Consider the following 16,907-nt stretch of genomic DNA (forward strand, 5'->3'; position numbering starts at 1 on the left):
GACGCCGCTTGCCGTCGCATCATCAGATTTCGCCGCGATACGTCCGGTTTGGCACTGCGCATTTGTGTCGTTACCAGTGCGAAAATCACGGCCTCACCACGTGGAAGACGGTCCTGCGAACGGCCGGCCCCAGAAAAGCTGACGGTCGCGTGCGCGGGCATAGGGATACTCGCTCGCCGGAGCGCGTCGTCGCATCTTGATTCCTCCCTGCGGCTCGCCGCTCATGAGGACCACGAATTCCGTTCCTTTGCTGGTTTCAGAGCTCAACCCCTCGTCGGTGATGATCAACGACGAGCGCGGCGTTATCCCGGCGATGCGATCCATCACGTCCTGCGGAATGACGATCCGGTCGAGCGCAGCCATTGCGCTGGCCGGCTCCGTCTTCTTTGGCTCGACCTCCCGAGCTCTGTGGCCGCGCGCCGGATCGTGAGGTTCTGCCGCGCCGCCGTGCGGATGGCTGCTTTCCAGCGAAACAACGCTCCATCGAATGCCGTTTCCGCCATCGGTCGGCTCCATGGCGGTGAAGACATGTGTGCCGATCGGGCGATCGGGGTCCTGGATGGTGACCGGGCTGTCCAGGATAGGCTCAAATGCCCGCCGGACATACAGCCGCTGGGTTTTGCGGCTGATCAGCACTGATACCGGCTCGAGCTCGCGCGCCGCCTGGCGTGCGGCGTCGACTGCCGCAATCCGCGCATTCTCCGCGGCGAGCGCGGCCTCACGCGCGGCGGCGACGGCATCGAGCTTGGGTTGCAGCTCCGCCTTTGCCGCCGTCCATTGTTCCTGCAACTCGGCTACTCGGGTGACCGCCTGCGCCTTGGTGCGCTCGGCCTGTTCTTTTGCCTCGGGCGAGGCGGCGGAGCCAAGCGCGGCCTCGGCGGCGGCCAGTTGCGTCTCGGCCCTGCGCTTCAGATTGTCCGCAACGCGCACCGGCATCGATGCCTGTGTGGATTCCCGGTAAGCCTTCGCGGCGGCGCGCCTTGCCTGATCCGCCTTCGCGGCCGCCTCATCGGCTTCTGCCCGACGGGCAGCGGCCGAAGCGATGGCGCCCGGCTTCGGCTGTAGCAGAGCCGGATGGGCAATCTCGATCGGCGCCACATCGGTTGGTGCCACGATCACCCGCAAGCCGATCCGCGTGTCCTCGAACAGGCGCGCCGCGAAATCGAAAGGCATCCGCACGCAGCCATGGGATGCGGCATAGCCGGGCAGGGGGCCGCCATGGAGTGCGATGCCCGACCAAGTGATGCGCTGCATGTGGGGCATGTACGCATCGTCATACAGGTTCGAGTAGTGCTCGGCTTCCTTCTGGATAATGCTGAAGATCCCGGCTGGCGTTTCGCGTCCTCTCTGGCCGCTCGACACCGGCGCGCGCAGGATCCAGCCATTGGCGTCGTAAACGGTGATCCGCTGGTCCTGGAGCGAAACGACGGCCATCACCGGTTCGCCGGCGATGCGCGACTGGACGGATTCGACCGAGCGCTCGCTCCGAGCCCCCCTAGCGTCCGCAGGGTCTCCGGCCGCGATAAGTGCGGCGAAAGCGGCGATGATAAGATATGCTGGCTGCCGCCGCGTCTGTTTGCGTTGCCGTCTCACAAACCGCGAAATCATGCGCACACCATCTGCGGCGCCAGTCGCCCCGATCCAAACTCGTATGGTTCTTGAGACATTCGCGCGGCGCAATTAAGGAATTTGGCAGAGCTTGCTCGCGTCGTTGGAGCGCATGCTTGAAATACGGTTAGATCGTTCTCCCCTTCGACGCTCTTGCGTTTTTTGTGCGTTTCGCCGCGCCGCGATCGGCGCGCATAACCAGTTTGGTGTGCTTTTTCGTGTTCGCCTCCGCGTGGCGAACCTTCGTTCCGCCGTGGTGAGAGGCATATTCTCTGCCGTCGATCGGTGCCACATGCGGCGGATCTCGATCGAGATACGGTCGCCCGATGCCGAACTCCTTCCCGTGTGCATCGACCCATTTCCAGAGGGCTTCACTGGCAATCCACCGCTGCCCCCGTGTCGTGCCTTTGACGCTCACGATGTCGGCCGCGAGCCCGTGGCCATAGCCGCCGCGCAAGCTTCCGCCATGATATGACCTGTTGCTTGCCGCCTTCAGGCCGCTTGCGATTGCTTGACGGTAGTCATCGCGGAACGCGCTGGTGATGCCCGGCGACAGTCCGGCTTGCTCCGCCGCGTGAAGCGCATGAAACAGCTTCAGCTTGAAGCCCCGATCCATGCCTCCGATCACGTAGTCCATCATCGGCATGCCGGCTCTTTCCGCCGCCTTCGGATCCTTCCAGGTAAAGTCGGCATCGACGAGCCTTGTAAAGGTTCTGGTGACGGTCCTCGTCTTGCCTCTCTTCCTGATTGTCACTTTCCTCTGCTCGGACACCTTGTTGGTGTCTTCCTTGGGCGTGCGTTGGTAGAGCGCCCACAGGTATCGGTCGACGCAGATGTCCACCACCAGGCATTCGTCGAGAATTTCGATGCGGTTTGCCGCCTCCGTGCCGTCGTCGTTCAGGACCGGGTCAGGCGTGTTCGCTGTCGCCACCTGCATGGGTGGTGTTTCGGCCGGCAGCGTCGGCGACGAATCCGGCAGCGCGGCTTCGACGATCGGTTCCGCCGCAACCGAGGCCGCCGGCGCATCGGCAACGATGCCCTTCACCGACTCGACGGCGGCTGCCACATCGGCGGACGCGACGATAGTGGCGCTTCCCGCCGCGGCTGCCTGTGGTGCATCCGCGGGCTCGGCGTTGGTGGAAAGAGAGGGTGCGGGGTGGTCTTCGATCGGCAGCGCGCCGGAGTGCTCGATGCTGGCGGAACCTAAGCCGCCGAGCGATGCAACGACCCAACCTGCGAGAACGATCGTTCCGCACAGCGCCGGCGCCACCGTCGCAAATTGCCGCGGGTTCATGTCCCGTAGCCTCCAAAGGGCTCCACTTGAGCCGAGTTACACAGCCAAGCATGCGACAGCGCTGATCTTTCGGATCGAGTTGTGGACGCACAATGGCGAAAAGTGCCGGTTGACACTTTTTCCTGGGACTGTTGCCCGGGTGCAACGCGCTGCTGACGCGGCAAGCGATTTCGTCTGGTTGGCAGGCAGAACGCCGCGCTTTCAGACAAATACAAATTGAATTGTAGCCAATCGAAGCAGGGGAAGGGCAGCAACGCACTCACCTGTTACGGGGCAACGGCCCGCGCTTCCGCAAGGAATGGCTGGAGCGCCGGATTGAGATTGCTTGGCCGCCAGGCGACCACGTGCTCGATGGTCGGCGCTTTTTCAAGCTTACGGTGGACCAAATTCGCAATGCCCAGTTGCCCCATGGATTGCGGCACCAGAGCAATGCCAAGGTTCTCCGCTACGAGATTCACGATCGTCTGCTGAAGTGCGACCTCTAATCTGAACGTGGGCTCAAACCCGCCGGAACGACAATAGGCGACAATGGCCTCGCGCAGCTTCGGTGCGACATCGGTGGGGACAGCGATCAGGGGCTCGCCATTGAGTTGCTTGGCGCGGATCACTGCATGGTTGGCGAGAGGATGGCTGGCGTGCATGGCTAGGCACAGCCGCTCGCGATAAATCGTCTGCGTCTCGAGGCCTCGAATGGGGCCAGGGTTGAACATGATGGCGGCATCGAACTGCCCGGCCAGCACAGCATCAGCCAAAGTGGCGGGAACGATCTCTCGCAATTCGACGCGCACCCCGGGATGATTGGCCATGTAACGCCGCGCCAGCCCCGGCAGGACGGTGTAGGCCGCGTGCATCATGAAGCCGATGGAAAGCTCGCCCAGCTCGCCGCGCTCGGCCAGGCGCGCGTTGCGACAGGCCTGATCGAAGCTGATCAGGACCGCGCGTGCATCTTCCAAAAAGCGCCGACCGGCATGGGTCAGCGTCGCACGCCTTGAGTGACGCTCGAACAGGCGGACGCCGAGCTCCTTTTCCAGGGCTGCGATCTGCCGGCTCAGCGGCGGTTGGCTGATGTGAAGGCGCTCGGCCGCGCGCCCGAAGTGGAGCGTCTCGGCCAAGGCCAGGAAATAGCGCATCTGCCTGATGTCGATCATGATACCGAAAAGGTATGGATAGGGGCGTGAATTGGTATTGGATGATATCAGAACGGCTGGATAGAGCTAACCGGCAATTTCAAAGTCAGGCTCTCCAATGCTCTCGACCCTCACCACCGTCCTCCCCATTTTCGCACTGATCTTCGCGGGCTGGCTCGCTCGCCGGCTCGGCGTCCTCGGCCCCCACGCGTCTACGGAGTTGAACCGCTTCGTCGTGCACCTCGCGCTCCCGGCCCTGCTTTTCGACGTCATCGCGCACGCCCAATGGGCCGATGTCTGGCAGCCGGGCTTTATCGCGGCATTCGGCATCGGCGCGGCGCTGGTCTTCTGCCTCACGATTGCCGTTCGTCTACGCCACCCGCGGCACCTGGCCGACGCCGCCATCGACGGCCTGAATGCGGGCTACGCGAATGTTGGCTTTGTCGGTTTTCCGCTGGCGCTGGTGGCGCTTGGCCGCGGCGCGTTGGCCCCGACCCTCATTGCCACGATCATCACGGTCTGCATCCTCTTTGCCATTGCCATCGTGCTGATCGAGACTGGCCTGCAAACCGAAAAGCGACGCAAGCAGCTTCTCATCAAGGTGGGCGGCTCGCTGCTTCGCAATCCCTTGCTGGTCGCACCTGCTCTCGGCGCGATCGTTCCGCTCGCCGGTCTCAGTGTCCCTGCGCCGGCCGAAAGCTTCCTGAAACTATTGGGTGGCGCGGCTTCGCCGTGCGCGCTTGTTGCGCTCGGACTGTTCCTTGCAGCCAAGCGCGAGACCTCAGAGCAGGATATCGGATCGGCAGCTCTCCTCGTGAGCTTCAAGCTTGTCCTGCAGCCGGCCGTCACATGGATCATGGCGACCGCCGTGTTCGGCCTGTCACCGTTGCTCACTCACGTTGCGGTTCTGCTGGCCGCTCTTCCGACCGGGACGGGCCCGTTCATGCTGGCGGAGTTCTACCAGCGCGAGGCTGATATCACGTCCAACGTCATCCTTGCCTCCACTGCGGCATCGGTTCTGACCGTGAGCGGGTATCTCGCTTTGGCCGCTTAGGGTGTACCCATGACGGCGCAGAAGTCTGGAAAGCAGTAGTTCCTTGTATCACTACCACCTCACGATCCATCTGAAGTTTGGTTGTTAACCAAGGCGGTCGATTTAATACTCGCATGCGCGCAAGCTAAGCTAGCCTACTGGTGCGACGGGGGGCGCGGTCCAGAGGGTAGAGTGAAAGCGAGCGCAGCGCCGTCATGGCGCTATCTCACAGCGTGGTACGCCACGTCTGTCGGTCTGCTATTGCTTTTAGCAGCGTGGAGATTCGGCTTGCCAGTATGGCAATTGCCGCGTTCTCTGTGGCTGCCCTTCGCGTGTCTTGCGACTGCGTTTGTCGCCAGCGCCAGCATTGCCGCGCTGCTCCTGTCCGCCGGACGTTGGCAGACCCTGTGGTTGATAGTCGTATCGACGATCGCCATTTTCGGCGTGGTCTTCCTAGGTTTCATTGTCACCAAGAGTAATTTTCCGCGTACCATCACGGTTGCCACGTTCTTATCCGCCGTGGTGCTTGTTCCGGCGCCGTATCTAGTCGGAACCTCGCTGCTGCACCGAGCTATCGCGCTAGGCGCGCTGCTCGCCACGATCGTGGTTGGCCTGGTCGCACCGAGTCTGACAGCGCAGGTGTCGCTGCGGCAAACTGCAGCCGTGATCAGGACTGAGTACTATAATCTCAACGTCGAAACTTATTCGGGAGTTTTTCCGAAATCCGTGGTGCGCGGCGGAGGACTGGCGCGCATCGGCGATCGTTACCTGCAGTTGAGTGGGGATGGTCATCTCTACGTCTTCGGCTGGGAGGCAGAGACAGACCGTCTGAAGATCATCCCACTGCCCTATCGCGTTCCCATCAACGGCGATGAGTTTGCCGCGGCAGCCGGGCGCCCCTGGGCTGCTCCCCGAGACGAATGGCTGCCGCAGGAAGGCCAGCGGGTCGAGGCCGCAGGCGAGGTTCTCAATACCGAATGGTTTCGGACCTATGCTCTGCTGGTGCAGGAGACCGGCCCCGACGTGCGAGTGTTCGTCTCACATCCGTACTGGAAGGCAGCTCAGCAGTGCTGGGTCGAGCGGGTCTCGATGCTGCACTCAGATCGTACCACCATTCTACGCGGCGCGGCGGGTCCGGAATGGAAGATGCTTTACGAGACTACGCCGTGTCTGCCGGTCCGCGGAGAGGGCCGGCGTCACGGCATCGCGTTTGTCGGCTATTTCGGGGGCGGCCGGATGGCGCTGCTCGATACACAGACGCTGCTGCTTGCCGTCGGCGATTTCGGGTTCGACGGTGTCGCCTCGGTTGAAGCACAGGCGCAGAATTCTGCGACCTCGTACGGTAAGACCATCGCCATCAACATTGCCGATGGCCGCGCAGCGGTCTTCACGCTCGGTCACCGGAATCCGGAGGGCCTCTTCGTTGATCGGTCGGGAACCATATGGTCCACCGAGCACGGCCCGCAAGGCGGCGACGAACTCAACCGATTGGAGCGCGGCAAAAACTACGGCTGGCCGTACGCGACCGACGGGACGGATTATGGTTCATTTTCCTGGCCTCTGAACAAGCCTGACGCGCAGCAGCGCTATCAGACGCCGGTATTTGCCTGGGTCCCTTCGATCGCGACTTCAAACCTGTTGGTTGTCGAGGGCGGGCTGTTTCCGCAATGGCGCGGCGATCTGTTGATCGGCTCGCTCAAGGCCGGTACGCTATTTCGCGCGCGGGTGCGCGACGGCCATGTCGCTTATCTCGAGTCGATCGTCATCGGCAGTGGAATCCGCGACCTCATCGAGGGGCATGACGGTCGCGTCATCCTGTGGACAGACGCCGCAACCTTGGTCTCGGTGCGCCCGAAAGAAGGTAGCATCGGAGAGACACTGTTTGCGGAGAAGTGCAGCGGCTGCCACCAGTCAGCGCCAATCAGCGGCAATCGGATCGGCCCGAATCTGTTCGGCGTGGTTGGTCGGCGGGTCGCCTCGATCAGGAACTACCCGGATTACTCGCCCGCCTTGCGCCAACTGGGGGGAGTATGGACTGAAGCGCGATTGGACGAGTTCCTCAAGCGGCCCCGCGAGGCCTGCCCGGGGACCTCGATGGATTACACGGGCGTCAATGATGCCGAACGCGCTGCAATCATCGGTTATCTCGGAACGCTACAATAAACATCGACCGCATGTTATCTGCATTTGCATGCGTGGGGCGCCCGTTGGAGGCACGACGTCGAGCGGGAGTGGCTCGAAAGTGCCCTGATCCGTAGCTTCCCGATTTATGATGGGGGGACGCCCCGCCCGACGACATCGATGTGCCAAAGTGGAGGTGTTGAGCACCACTTAAGGGAGGCATCGGTGTCAGAGGTTATCACAATCGGTCTGGATATCGCCAGCTCCATCGCTGCATCGGAGGCCGGATGCGGGGCGTCCACAAATGAGTGCAGGCCCTGGTCGTAAGCATCGGGCAGCGCGTCGTCGCTTGGCGGCGTCAAAACGACCCGAACATGGTGCCGATCGCGATCACAGCGGCAAGAGCGATAACGGAGTTCACGATGCCGACCATCACAATGTCGAGGTAGCTTTCACGATGCGTCAGGCCGCAGATCGCGAGCAGGCTCACGACGGCGCCGTTGTGAGGCAGAATATCCAGCGTTCCCGCGCCGATCACTGCCACGCGATGCAAGATGCCGGGATCAATCCCGGCCTGCGCGGCAATTTCCATGTAGGTCTGACCCAGCGCATCGAGCGCGATCGTCAAGCCGCCGGAAGCCGACCCTGTCAACGCCGCAAGCAAGTTTGTGGCGACGGCAAGCGACACCAGCGGACCGCCCTCGATGCCGAGCACCCAGTCCCGCACCATGTCGAAGGCGGGGAGGGAGGCAACAACGGCGCCGAAGCCGACGAGGCTGGCGACACTCAAGGCGGGCAGGACGGACGCATTGGCCCCGGCATCCATGGTTTGCCGCAGTGCAGGCAGTCGCGTCCAGTTGCAGAGGATGACTGCCGCGATTGCTGCCGCCAAGGCGACGATGACCGACCAGACACCGGCAACGGCTGATAGCGACGTGTTCCCCCAGCGCTGCTCGGCCAGGAATGAGAAGTCGAGCCGCGGCAGGACAACGAGCGACATCACGAGATTGATAACGACAACGACGATCAAGGGAAGAATGGCGTTGAGAACTGGGGCCGCCACTTCGCTGTGGTGTCCGTGGTGGATCTCCGCGGGATCGAATTCCCGCGCGGTTGCAGCCCGCCCGCGCAATCGTTCATCATCGGCCGCAGATTCGGGAGTTGACGATGGCGCGTCGCCATAGCCCTCATTCGCGCGTCGCGCCGTTTTCTCGGCGCGATGCAGCCACCATAGCCCGATGCCCAGCATGATCATCGACGCGATAAGGCCGAGGCCTGGCGCCGCGAAGGGCGTCGTACCGAAGAAGGGCATCGGGATGGCGTTCTGAATCGACGGTGTGCCAGGCATCGCCGACATGGTGAAAGTCGAGGTGCCGAGAATGACCGCCGCAGGCACGAGGCGATGCGGAATCGCCGCCTTGCGAAACAGCGACTGAGCCATCGGAACGATCACGAAGAACGCGACGAACAGGCTGACGCCGCCGTAAGTGACCAATGCACCTGCGAGCACCACGGCAAGGATCACCCGGCGCTCGCCCAGACTGCGGGTAATGAAGTTCGCGACCGCGACCACCGCACCGCTGTCGTCCATCAGCTTCCCGAAGACGGCGCCAAGCAGAAAGATCGGGAAGAATTGTGCGAGAAATTCCGCCGCGCTACTCATGAACGTCTGCGTCCAGTTGGCGAGCAGCGGTTGACGATCGAAGGCTGCGGCGATCAGTGCGGCGATCGGCGCCAGCAGCAGGACACTCCAGCCGCGAAAAGCAAGCCAGATCAGCAGACCAAGCCCGACCAAAATGCCGAGAAGCCCCATGACCTCAGCACTCCGCCAGCAGGATATCGAGATCGGCGGTCGAACGCATGCCGAGATCGGCGCCGTGCATGTCGAGGAACTCGTTGGCGGCTCGCCGCCCTTCCTCGCGCAGCTTGGATACGAACGCCCATTCGGCGTTGAGCTTGGATGACGCGCCGAACGTCGCGAGCATGTCGCTCTTGATCCGGTGCGTCTTCATCCGCGCCCAACGGGCGCCCTCGCCAGTGCCGGGGTCAGCGACCTGACGAAGCAGCGCGATCATCCGCAGTTCCTTCGCAAGCGGCGAATTGAATGAAATCTCGTTGAGGCGGTTGAGGATTTCGGCAGCGGTGCGTGGCTGCTCCGGCCGCTCGGTCGGGTTGATCTGCACAATTATGGTGTCGTGCGCATCGGTCTCGCGAACCAGCGGCGTGATCGTCGGGTTGCCCGCGTAACCGCCGTCCCAATAGGGCTCGCCATCGATCTCGATGGCGCGGAACATCGTCGGCAGGCAGGCCGACGCCAGCAGGACATCCGCGTTGATCTCTGCGTTGCGGAAGATCCGTCCGCGACCGGTTCGCACCCGCGTGGCGGTGACGAAGAGCTTGATCGGCGCGCGGGCAAGACGATCGAAATCGATGGCGCCGGCCAGTATCTCCCGCAATGGATTGAAGCCGAGCGGATTGAGGTCGTAGGGCGACAGCATCCGCGACATCAAATCGGTGAAGAGATAGGCGGGAGAGGTGTCGAGCGACCATCGTCCCATGAGATGGTCGAGCGGCGAGCGTTGCAGCGGGCTGAATGCAGCGGCGCGCGAGACGCTGCGCCAATATTTGTCCAGGGCCTCACGTGCCCCGGCAGCGCCGTCCTCCGTCCAGCCGTCCGCCAGCACGGCAGCGTTCATCGCCCCGGCAGATGTCCCGGATATGCCCGCAATCTGAAACCATGGCTCTTCAAGCAGCCGGTCGAGGACGCCCCAGGTGAATGCACCATGCGAGCCTCCGCCTTGGAGGGCCAAGTCTATGAGCACCGGACTTCGGTTCATGAGCCTTGATTTCCGCAGCGTACGGGAGGCTCACTATGTCTTAGGTAGCGGGAACATGCGAGACAAACTTGTGGTCGATGTTCCCAGGCCGACTTCGCTCGGCTGCAGATCAGGCTGCGTCAGCACGCAACTTCGGTAGCGCAGGGCCAGTCCGCGTCGCCCTCACCGGGGGCTAGTTCGGCTCAATCCATTTGCGCCATTGGGTCGGATGAATGTCGGCGTGCATTCCGCCCGAACGATCGACCCAGTTGGTTCCGTCCCTGCGGCAAGGAAAGGGAAGCGCACGGACCATGCCATCATAATTCAATGTACAGATTTCCAGATCCTCGTCAGAGGGGGCTGTCGAAGCGGATTGCCATTCGGCTGAAACGGAATGCATGGTCAACCTCCAGCAATGTTGCAAGCGAGCACGTCACCATTTTCGCTCGGTCACGATGGCCAGATGCAGCTTCGCCCCTTCAAGCAGCAGTCGCCCGGTCCTCCGTCCGGCTGCGATATATGAACATAGCATGACAGAGCCGACGTTGAATGTGAACCGGTTCGCTATCATGCAGCCGAGCTTTCGGAAAAACCGTCGCAACTGATGCCTGGATCAGACCAGGGGAAGATTTATTCCGCCGGGCGAGGCAATGGATCGGCCGACCGCTGCGCCGAAGCCGCTCTGACCTGGCGCGGCGGTCCCATCAGGACCGGCTGGAACAGCACGGCAGCGGCCATTGTGCAGAGCAGCGCGAGCGCCATCATCTTGCCCATGCTCGACATGCCCGGATAGCTCGATGCCCACATGCTTCCGAACGCCACCCCGGTGGTCATGGCGCTGAAGATCACCGCCCGGGTCAGGCTGGATTGCAGCAAGCCCGTCTGCCCTTCGCGCCAGGCCATGATGTAGTAGATCTTGAACGCGACGCCGACGCCCAGCAGCAACGGCAGGGCGATGATGTTTGCAAAGTTCATCGCTGTGCCGGTCAGCGTGCATATCTCCAGCGTGACCGCGCCGGCCAGCAGCAAAGGTATCAGTGTCAACAGCATGTCCGTGACGCGGCGCAACGCGATCAGGAGCAGGATCGCGATGGCGCCAAGCGCGAGCGCACCCGCTTCGATGAAGGCGTCGATGACCGTTCGGCCCGATTGATAGAGGCTGATGGCGGGGCCGGTGGCCGACGGCTCCGCGGCCATGACCGCAGTCGCGAACCGCCGCATGACGCTGCTATCCTGGGCGTTGCCCTTTGGCAGCGCCTCAACGCGGGCCCTGCCGTCCGGCAACAGCCAGTCGCGAACAAGATCGGCGGGAAGATTCTCGATGGTCACCGGTTGCGGATCGAGGCTGTTCCGTAACTGGTTGAGATCGTGGTTCAGCGGCTGAACGAAGGCAGCTTCGGCGCGTGCGCGCGTCGCGGCGTCGGCTTGCGCGAGGCGCGTCAGCAAATCGGAAACGCGTCGCGCGGCCTCAGCGCCCGGGCCGGTCGCGGTGCCCGCGACTTTCGTAAGATGCTGCGCGGTCGCGCGAATGGCATCCACGGTGTCCTTGTCCGTCGGCGCCGGATCGCGCGGCGGATTGAGCGCGCCATGGAGGCGCGGCGCAGCGGCCTTGATGACGGCGATCTTCTGGTCCTGGTCATCGGGAACAAAGCTGTTGAGCGTGAGTGTGCGCGAGACCTCGGGCAGGGCCGCCAGCCGCTTTGCGATGCTGCCGGCTTCGCTCAGCGATGATGCTAGCACTTCGGCATCGTCGCCGCTGGTCAGTGGATTGCCCTGCAACTCGCGATAGGTCACGACGGACGCGGCGTGCGGGTTCTGCAGGTTGATCGGGTTGAAGTCGAACGGAAGGCGAGAGAGCAGCGGCGTTCCGGCGAGGACGACGAGGATGGTGCCGGCGATCACCGCGATGCGATGCCGCTGCAGGAAATCATCCAGTGGTGCGAGGCTGCTGAAACCGACCGGCGCCAGTTCTCCCGGCGGCTTCAGCAGCGTCAACATCGCCGGGAGAAGGGTGATGCTGCAGAAGAAGGCAATCAACATGCCGCATCCGGCAATGAGCCCCAGTTCGAAAAGGCCCCGATAGCTGGTCGGCAGGAATGAGAAGAAGGCCACGGCGGTGGCGCCGGCAGCCAGCGAGAGCGGCGCTCCCACCTTGCGCGCGGCCCGTCGCAGCGCTTCCCGCAAATCGCTGCACTCGTGCCGTTCGGAGCGGTAACGGACGCTGAACTGGATGCCGAAGTCAACGCCCAGCCCGATAAACAGGACGAAGAATGCAATCGAGATCAGGTTGAAGGCCCCGACCATGACGATGCCAAGGGCAGCGGTCACAGTGAGGCCGACGATCACGCTGAAAAACACCGCCGTGACGATCTTCCACGAACGCAGCGCCAGCCACAATATGATCAGCGTTCCGAACAAGGCCGTCAACGTGTCGCGCAGCGCGCTTTGCCGGATCACCGAGAACTGGTCGTCGTTCATGGGCACTGTGCCGGTGAGCTGTACGGTGGCGCCGAACGTCTCGCCCAATTTCAGATCGGTGGCGGCTCGACGGACGCCGTCCGTCGCCTTGCGGCCCGGCTGCAACGCGGAGAAATCCAGGACCGGCTCGACTTCTATGAAGTGGCGCAATTGGTCCGTCTGCGGCTGCGAGCCCTGCACCAGCGCCTGCCATGAAAATGTCGCCGGCTTGCCGGCAAGCACGTCATTCAGGGTCTTGTCGGCAAGCGAGAGCGGCCACACGAGCTGGTCGAGCTTGATGTCTCCGCCCTCGACACCATCGAGCGCATAGCCGAGCGCCTTCGCCACGCCGCGCAGGGTCGGATCGGCCGCCAGCGAGCCGATCAGAAAATCGGCGCTCGACAATCCCGTGATGGACTTCTTGACGCTGGGCAGCGGTTCGAACAGGAGGCCGTTGCGCTGGAAGAACTCGCCTCCGTCCGGCTGGACAACCGCGCGGAACAGATCTGGGTGTTTGGCGAGTTCCTGCGTCAGCGCGCTTGTCGCCGCTTCGGCATTTTCCGGCGTCGGTGCGGAGACCACGACCAGGATTCCCTTGTCCGGAAATGCCTCGGAAAACGCCGCCTGGCGCTGACGCCATGCAAGGTTGTTCGAGATCAGCTTGTCGGTGTCCGTCGTGATCGAGAAGCGCGTGACGTCATAGGCGAGCGCTGCGACCGCGAGCAGGATTCCGATAATGAGAACCCACCAGCGCCGCTGCGCACAGAAATCCACGGCTCCAACGATTGCTGATTTCAACATGATGAATCGGCTTTCCCAACGCGCGTATCGCCCTCGGTCACGAACTACGCGTCAATGCTGGATTGATCTTTGGCAGAAACTCGTTCGCGGCATGGTGCGGCTTCGGGCGAAGCGTGCACTGAAGGTTGCGCGACCAATTGAAATCCTGTCTTCCGAGGTTCGCATAAGCGTTTCAAATTCGCACGGTGCCCACGGATGCGGCTCAAGCTCCCAGCTACAGACAAAACAGGGGAACGAGAATTCAAACCTAGGTATGATCATTCTTGCGAGCAGACACGATAAAAGTCGGCCCTGGAACGGGGTTTGATGAGGATGACATGGCGGCCAACACTGGTCCAAAGCAGGGTAGTTTCAAGGCGATCAGCCGCCGGAGAGGTCAATTCGCGCTCGCGGCGGCCATCGTTGCGTCGGCGCTGATTTTCCTGGCGGATGCGTTAAGCCCGATCGATGGCGCCGTCGCGGTCCTGTACACGGGCGTGGTGCTGACGCTGGCGCCGCTCGGCCGCAGGTTCGTGATCGGCAGCGGCTGTATCACGGCCGTGCTCACGACGATCGCGTTCCTGATCGGGCACGCGGACGATCCCCTGGGAGGCGCCCTGCTGCGCTACATCGTAAGTCTTGTCGCGATCGCGATCACAGTATTGCTGTCGCTCAGGGACAGGTCCGCAAGAACCACTCTCGCTGAGCAAGCGAGAATCCTCGAACTCTCGCACGACACCGTCGTCGTCCGCGACCGATCGGACATCATCCGCTACTGGAATGAAGGCGCCGAGAGGCTCTATGGCTGGACGCGCGGCGAGGCGCTGGGCAGGCGTTGCAGCGACCTGCTCGAATCGATCGTTTCGGCAGAGGAAATAAGCGCCTCTCTCGAGCAGAATGGAACCTGGTCGGGCGAAATTATCCGAACGCGGCGAGATGGCACGCGGCTCATTCTGGCGAGCCGCTGGCTCGAGCGACGAGATCCGGACGGCCGGCCTGTCGGCATCATCGAAACCAGTGCCGATCTGACCGAGAGCCGCCGTGCCCTGGCGGAAAGACGGAGCTCCGAGCAGCGCTACAGCACCATCTTCAACTCGGCGGGGTTTGCCGCCCTGGAATGCGACCTGAGCAAGGCCATGCGGCTGATTCTGGACAGCAGAGGACCAAGCCAAGACTGCGAAGCGTGGCTATTGTCGAATCCGCAGATCTTGCGCGCGTCCGCCAACGAGATCGGGATCTACAACGCCAACAGCGCCGCGCTTGCAATGTTCGAAGCCGATACGGTCGCCGATCTGACCGACGGCAATGCACTGCTCGGACAATTGCCGGATTCCGACCCGGCCCTGGCGCACATCTTTGCCTCGTTAGTGGCTGGTTCTTCGCTCGCGGAGATCGAGACGCGGTGCGCGACTTTGCATGGGCGCATCATCGATGCGGTGCTGCGGGTGTCCGTCCTGCCGGACGGACAGGATTGGTCAAGGGTGCTGCTCATGGCCTTCGATGTCACCGAGCGAAACGAGGCGCGGGCGAAGATCGAGCAGACCTCCGTCGAACTCGCTCACGCCGGGCGCGTGGCTCTGCTGGGCCAGCTTGCCGGTTCGATCGTGCATGAGGTCAACCAACCCCTCGCGGCCATCATCAACTACGGCAAATCGGGCAAGCGTTGGCTTACCCGGCCAGATCCCGACCTCACGGAGGTGGCCGACTGCCTGGAGAAGATCGTCTCGAACGGCAACCGGGCTGCAGAGGTGGTCGGAAGGGTGCGCGGGCTCGCCAAGAAGACCGCGCCGCAGGTCAGCTCCGTCGATATGGGCGCCCTGGTGCAGGATGCGGTTTCCCTGCTGGCGCGGGAAGCGCGCGCTGCGGCGGCGACTATCCGGGTTGAGGAAGCCAATATCCCAGGCCCGATTATCTGTGACCGGGTGCAGGTGCAGCAGGTGATCGTCAACCTGTTGATGAACGCGCTCCATGCGACCAGGGGAATCGCCGACCGCCCGCACGAGATCCGCGTCAGGATCGACGGCACCGCCGAGAATTTCATCAAAGTGGCTGTCGAGGACAGCGGCACCGGGATCGAGGGCAACCCCGAGCGCATCTTTGAGCCGTTTTTCACCACCAAATCCGATGGAATGGGCCTTGGGCTGTCGATTTGCAGGACGATCATCGAAGGGCAGGGAGGCCGCGTTTCGGCGTCCAACAATGACGGATGGGGGGCAACCGTGGGGTTCACGCTGCCATTGAACATCCCGGCGGAGGCGCGGTGGTCGAAACCTAATATCTTGATATGATGGGAAAATGGACAGAAACCGGCCATACCGACGGAAACACCGGGCAAATTGCCCGGGAGGAGCTGTCTAGTGCCACAAGGATCCACCATCTGCATCGTTGACGATGACGACGACGTGCGGGAAAGCATATCGAGCTTTTTTCGCTCGGTAGGCCTGCGCGTGGAGAGTTTTGGCGCGGCCGAGAACTTCCTGGCGTCGGCCTCCGTCGCGAATGTCGACTGCGTCATCACTGACTTGCACATGCCGGGCATGGATGGCCTCGGCCTGCACAGGGAACTGCGGCGCCGGGGTGTCGGCGTCCCCGTGATCGTCATGACGGCCTATTCGACGCCGGAAGCGCGCGCCGAGGCAAAAAGTCTTGGAGCCGCGGCTTTTGTTGACAAGCCCGTCGATCCCGAGATTCTGCTCCACGACGTGGAGGCAATCCTGGGCGACTCTTCCCAGGGACCTCCCCCGATACTCCAATGACTTGGCCCTGGACAGCATGAGCGCATCACAGAGCTCGATCAGCACCGCCCTCATCTGCATCGTCGACGACGACACCGACGTGCGCAATTCGCTCAGCAGCCTGCTGCGTGCCGTCGGCTACTCCGTCGAGACGTTCGCGGGGCCCGGCGAGTTCCTGGCATCCGATGCCATCAACTCCGCGTCCTGCCTGATCCTGGATATCCGGTTGGGGGAAGTCGACGGGCTCGAATTCCAGGAGGAGCTGGTTGAGAGCGACGCCTCGATTCCGGTGATCCTGATCAGCGGCTACGGGGACATACCGATGACCGTCCGCGCCATGAAGGCCGGCGCCGTCAATTTCCTTCCCAAGCCGTTCGAAGAGGAAGCGCTTCTTGCGGCCGTCGAAGAGGCCGTCTCCCGCGATCAGCGGCGCCGCGCAGAAGCGCGGCGGGACGAAGACATCCGCCTGCGCTACGATTCGCTGACGCCCCGGGAACGGGAAGTCATGGGCCTTGTCACGGCAGGACTGATGAACAAGCAGGTTGCCTGGCGCCTGTCGCTGAGCGAGATCACGGTGAAGATTCACCGCGGCAACATGATGCGGAAGATGCAGGCCAAATCGCTCGCCGAGCTCGTGCGAATGGCCGATGTGCTTGGCGTTCGGCAGGCGTTGGCCAGTCAGCAGCCCGCCCGGGACAACTGAGGGCCGCGTCAGCGGCCTTCGGTGCGCGAGCCGTCTTTCACGGCTCTAGACAGTGATGCGGGCCTGATTTGCGTCCAGTCTTACAATGCGATCGTATTGCCGTTGCAAGACTGCCTTCGAGCAGCACTTCGTATCCAGAGAAAGCAACATGCTTTGTTTTACCAGCGAATTCAGGGGAGCTTGGTGAACGTGGCGTAGCGCAGCATCGTCCCTGCTCTCGATTCCAAACGAAT

At 62.7% G+C, this 16,907-nt stretch carries 12 protein-coding genes; 5 read left to right on the top strand and 7 right to left on the bottom strand.

What is annotated here, in order from left to right:
• Window positions 1–93 precede the first annotated feature (93 nt).
• The 3 genes from ACZIRK_RS34470 to ACZIRK_RS34480 form a co-directional block, all read right to left on the bottom strand.
• Window positions 94–1,608 carry a L,D-transpeptidase family protein gene (locus ACZIRK_RS34470; RefSeq protein WP_474418971.1) on the bottom strand — a complete coding sequence of 505 codons (1,515 nt, stop codon included), beginning with the start codon at window positions 1,606–1,608 and terminating at the stop codon, window positions 94–96.
• 127 nt (window positions 1,609–1,735) lie between these two features.
• Window positions 1,736–2,902: a peptidase M15 gene (locus ACZIRK_RS34475; RefSeq protein ID WP_474418972.1), complete on the bottom strand. Its 1,167-nt coding sequence runs from the start codon at window positions 2,900–2,902 to the stop codon at window positions 1,736–1,738.
• A gap of 266 nt (window positions 2,903–3,168) precedes the next feature.
• Window positions 3,169–4,050 carry a LysR substrate-binding domain-containing protein gene (locus ACZIRK_RS34480; protein ID WP_474418973.1) on the bottom strand — a complete coding sequence of 294 codons (882 nt, stop codon included), beginning with the start codon at window positions 4,048–4,050 and terminating at the stop codon, window positions 3,169–3,171.
• A gap of 97 nt (window positions 4,051–4,147) precedes the next feature.
• On the opposite strand from ACZIRK_RS34480, the gene ACZIRK_RS34485 reads away from it, so the two are divergent.
• Both ACZIRK_RS34485 and ACZIRK_RS34490 read left to right on the top strand, forming a co-directional pair.
• Complete coding sequence (locus ACZIRK_RS34485; RefSeq protein WP_474418974.1) at window positions 4,148–5,083, top strand: AEC family transporter; 936 nt, start codon at window positions 4,148–4,150, stop codon at window positions 5,081–5,083.
• 81 nt (window positions 5,084–5,164) lie between these two features.
• Window positions 5,165–7,225, top strand: coding sequence for a PQQ-dependent sugar dehydrogenase (locus ACZIRK_RS34490; RefSeq protein WP_474418975.1), 2,061 nt, complete (start codon window positions 5,165–5,167; stop codon window positions 7,223–7,225).
• Between the two features lie 316 nt (window positions 7,226–7,541).
• On the opposite strand, the gene ACZIRK_RS34495 is transcribed toward ACZIRK_RS34490, so the two are convergent.
• The 4 genes from ACZIRK_RS34495 to hpnN all read right to left on the bottom strand — a co-directional run bounded on the left by ACZIRK_RS34495 (window position 7,542) and on the right by hpnN (window position 13,257).
• A complete protein-coding gene (locus ACZIRK_RS34495; RefSeq protein ID WP_474418976.1) occupies window positions 7,542–8,996 on the bottom strand; it encodes a GntP family permease in 1,455 nt (484 codons plus the stop codon).
• Window positions 8,997–9,000: 4 nt separating this feature from the next.
• Window positions 9,001–10,020 carry a patatin-like phospholipase family protein gene (locus tag ACZIRK_RS34500; protein ID WP_474418977.1) on the bottom strand — a complete coding sequence of 340 codons (1,020 nt, stop codon included), beginning with the start codon at window positions 10,018–10,020 and terminating at the stop codon, window positions 9,001–9,003.
• A gap of 172 nt (window positions 10,021–10,192) precedes the next feature.
• On the bottom strand, window positions 10,193–10,399 hold the full coding sequence (locus tag ACZIRK_RS34505) for a hypothetical protein (RefSeq protein WP_474418978.1): 207 nt from the start codon (window positions 10,397–10,399) through the stop codon (window positions 10,193–10,195).
• Between the two features lie 230 nt (window positions 10,400–10,629).
• A complete protein-coding gene (gene hpnN, locus ACZIRK_RS34510; protein WP_474418979.1) occupies window positions 10,630–13,257 on the bottom strand; it encodes a hopanoid transporter HpnN in 2,628 nt (875 codons plus the stop codon).
• Window positions 13,258–13,574: 317 nt separating this feature from the next.
• On the opposite strand from hpnN, the gene ACZIRK_RS34515 reads away from it, so the two are divergent.
• The 3 genes from ACZIRK_RS34515 (at window position 13,575) to ACZIRK_RS34525 (ending at window position 16,674) form a co-directional block, all read left to right on the top strand.
• Entirely contained in the window at window positions 13,575–15,524 is a 1,950-nt protein-coding gene (locus ACZIRK_RS34515) for a PAS domain-containing sensor histidine kinase (protein ID WP_474418980.1), read from the top strand.
• Window positions 15,525–15,593: 69 nt separating this feature from the next.
• Entirely contained in the window at window positions 15,594–15,992 is a 399-nt protein-coding gene (locus tag ACZIRK_RS34520) for a response regulator transcription factor (RefSeq protein WP_456643936.1), read from the top strand.
• Window positions 15,993–16,008: 16 nt separating this feature from the next.
• Window positions 16,009–16,674, top strand: coding sequence for a response regulator transcription factor (locus ACZIRK_RS34525; RefSeq protein ID WP_456643937.1), 666 nt, complete (start codon window positions 16,009–16,011; stop codon window positions 16,672–16,674).
• The last annotated feature ends 233 nt before the right edge of the window (window positions 16,675–16,907 follow it).

This window comes from Bradyrhizobium sp. Leo114, assembly GCF_055229415.2.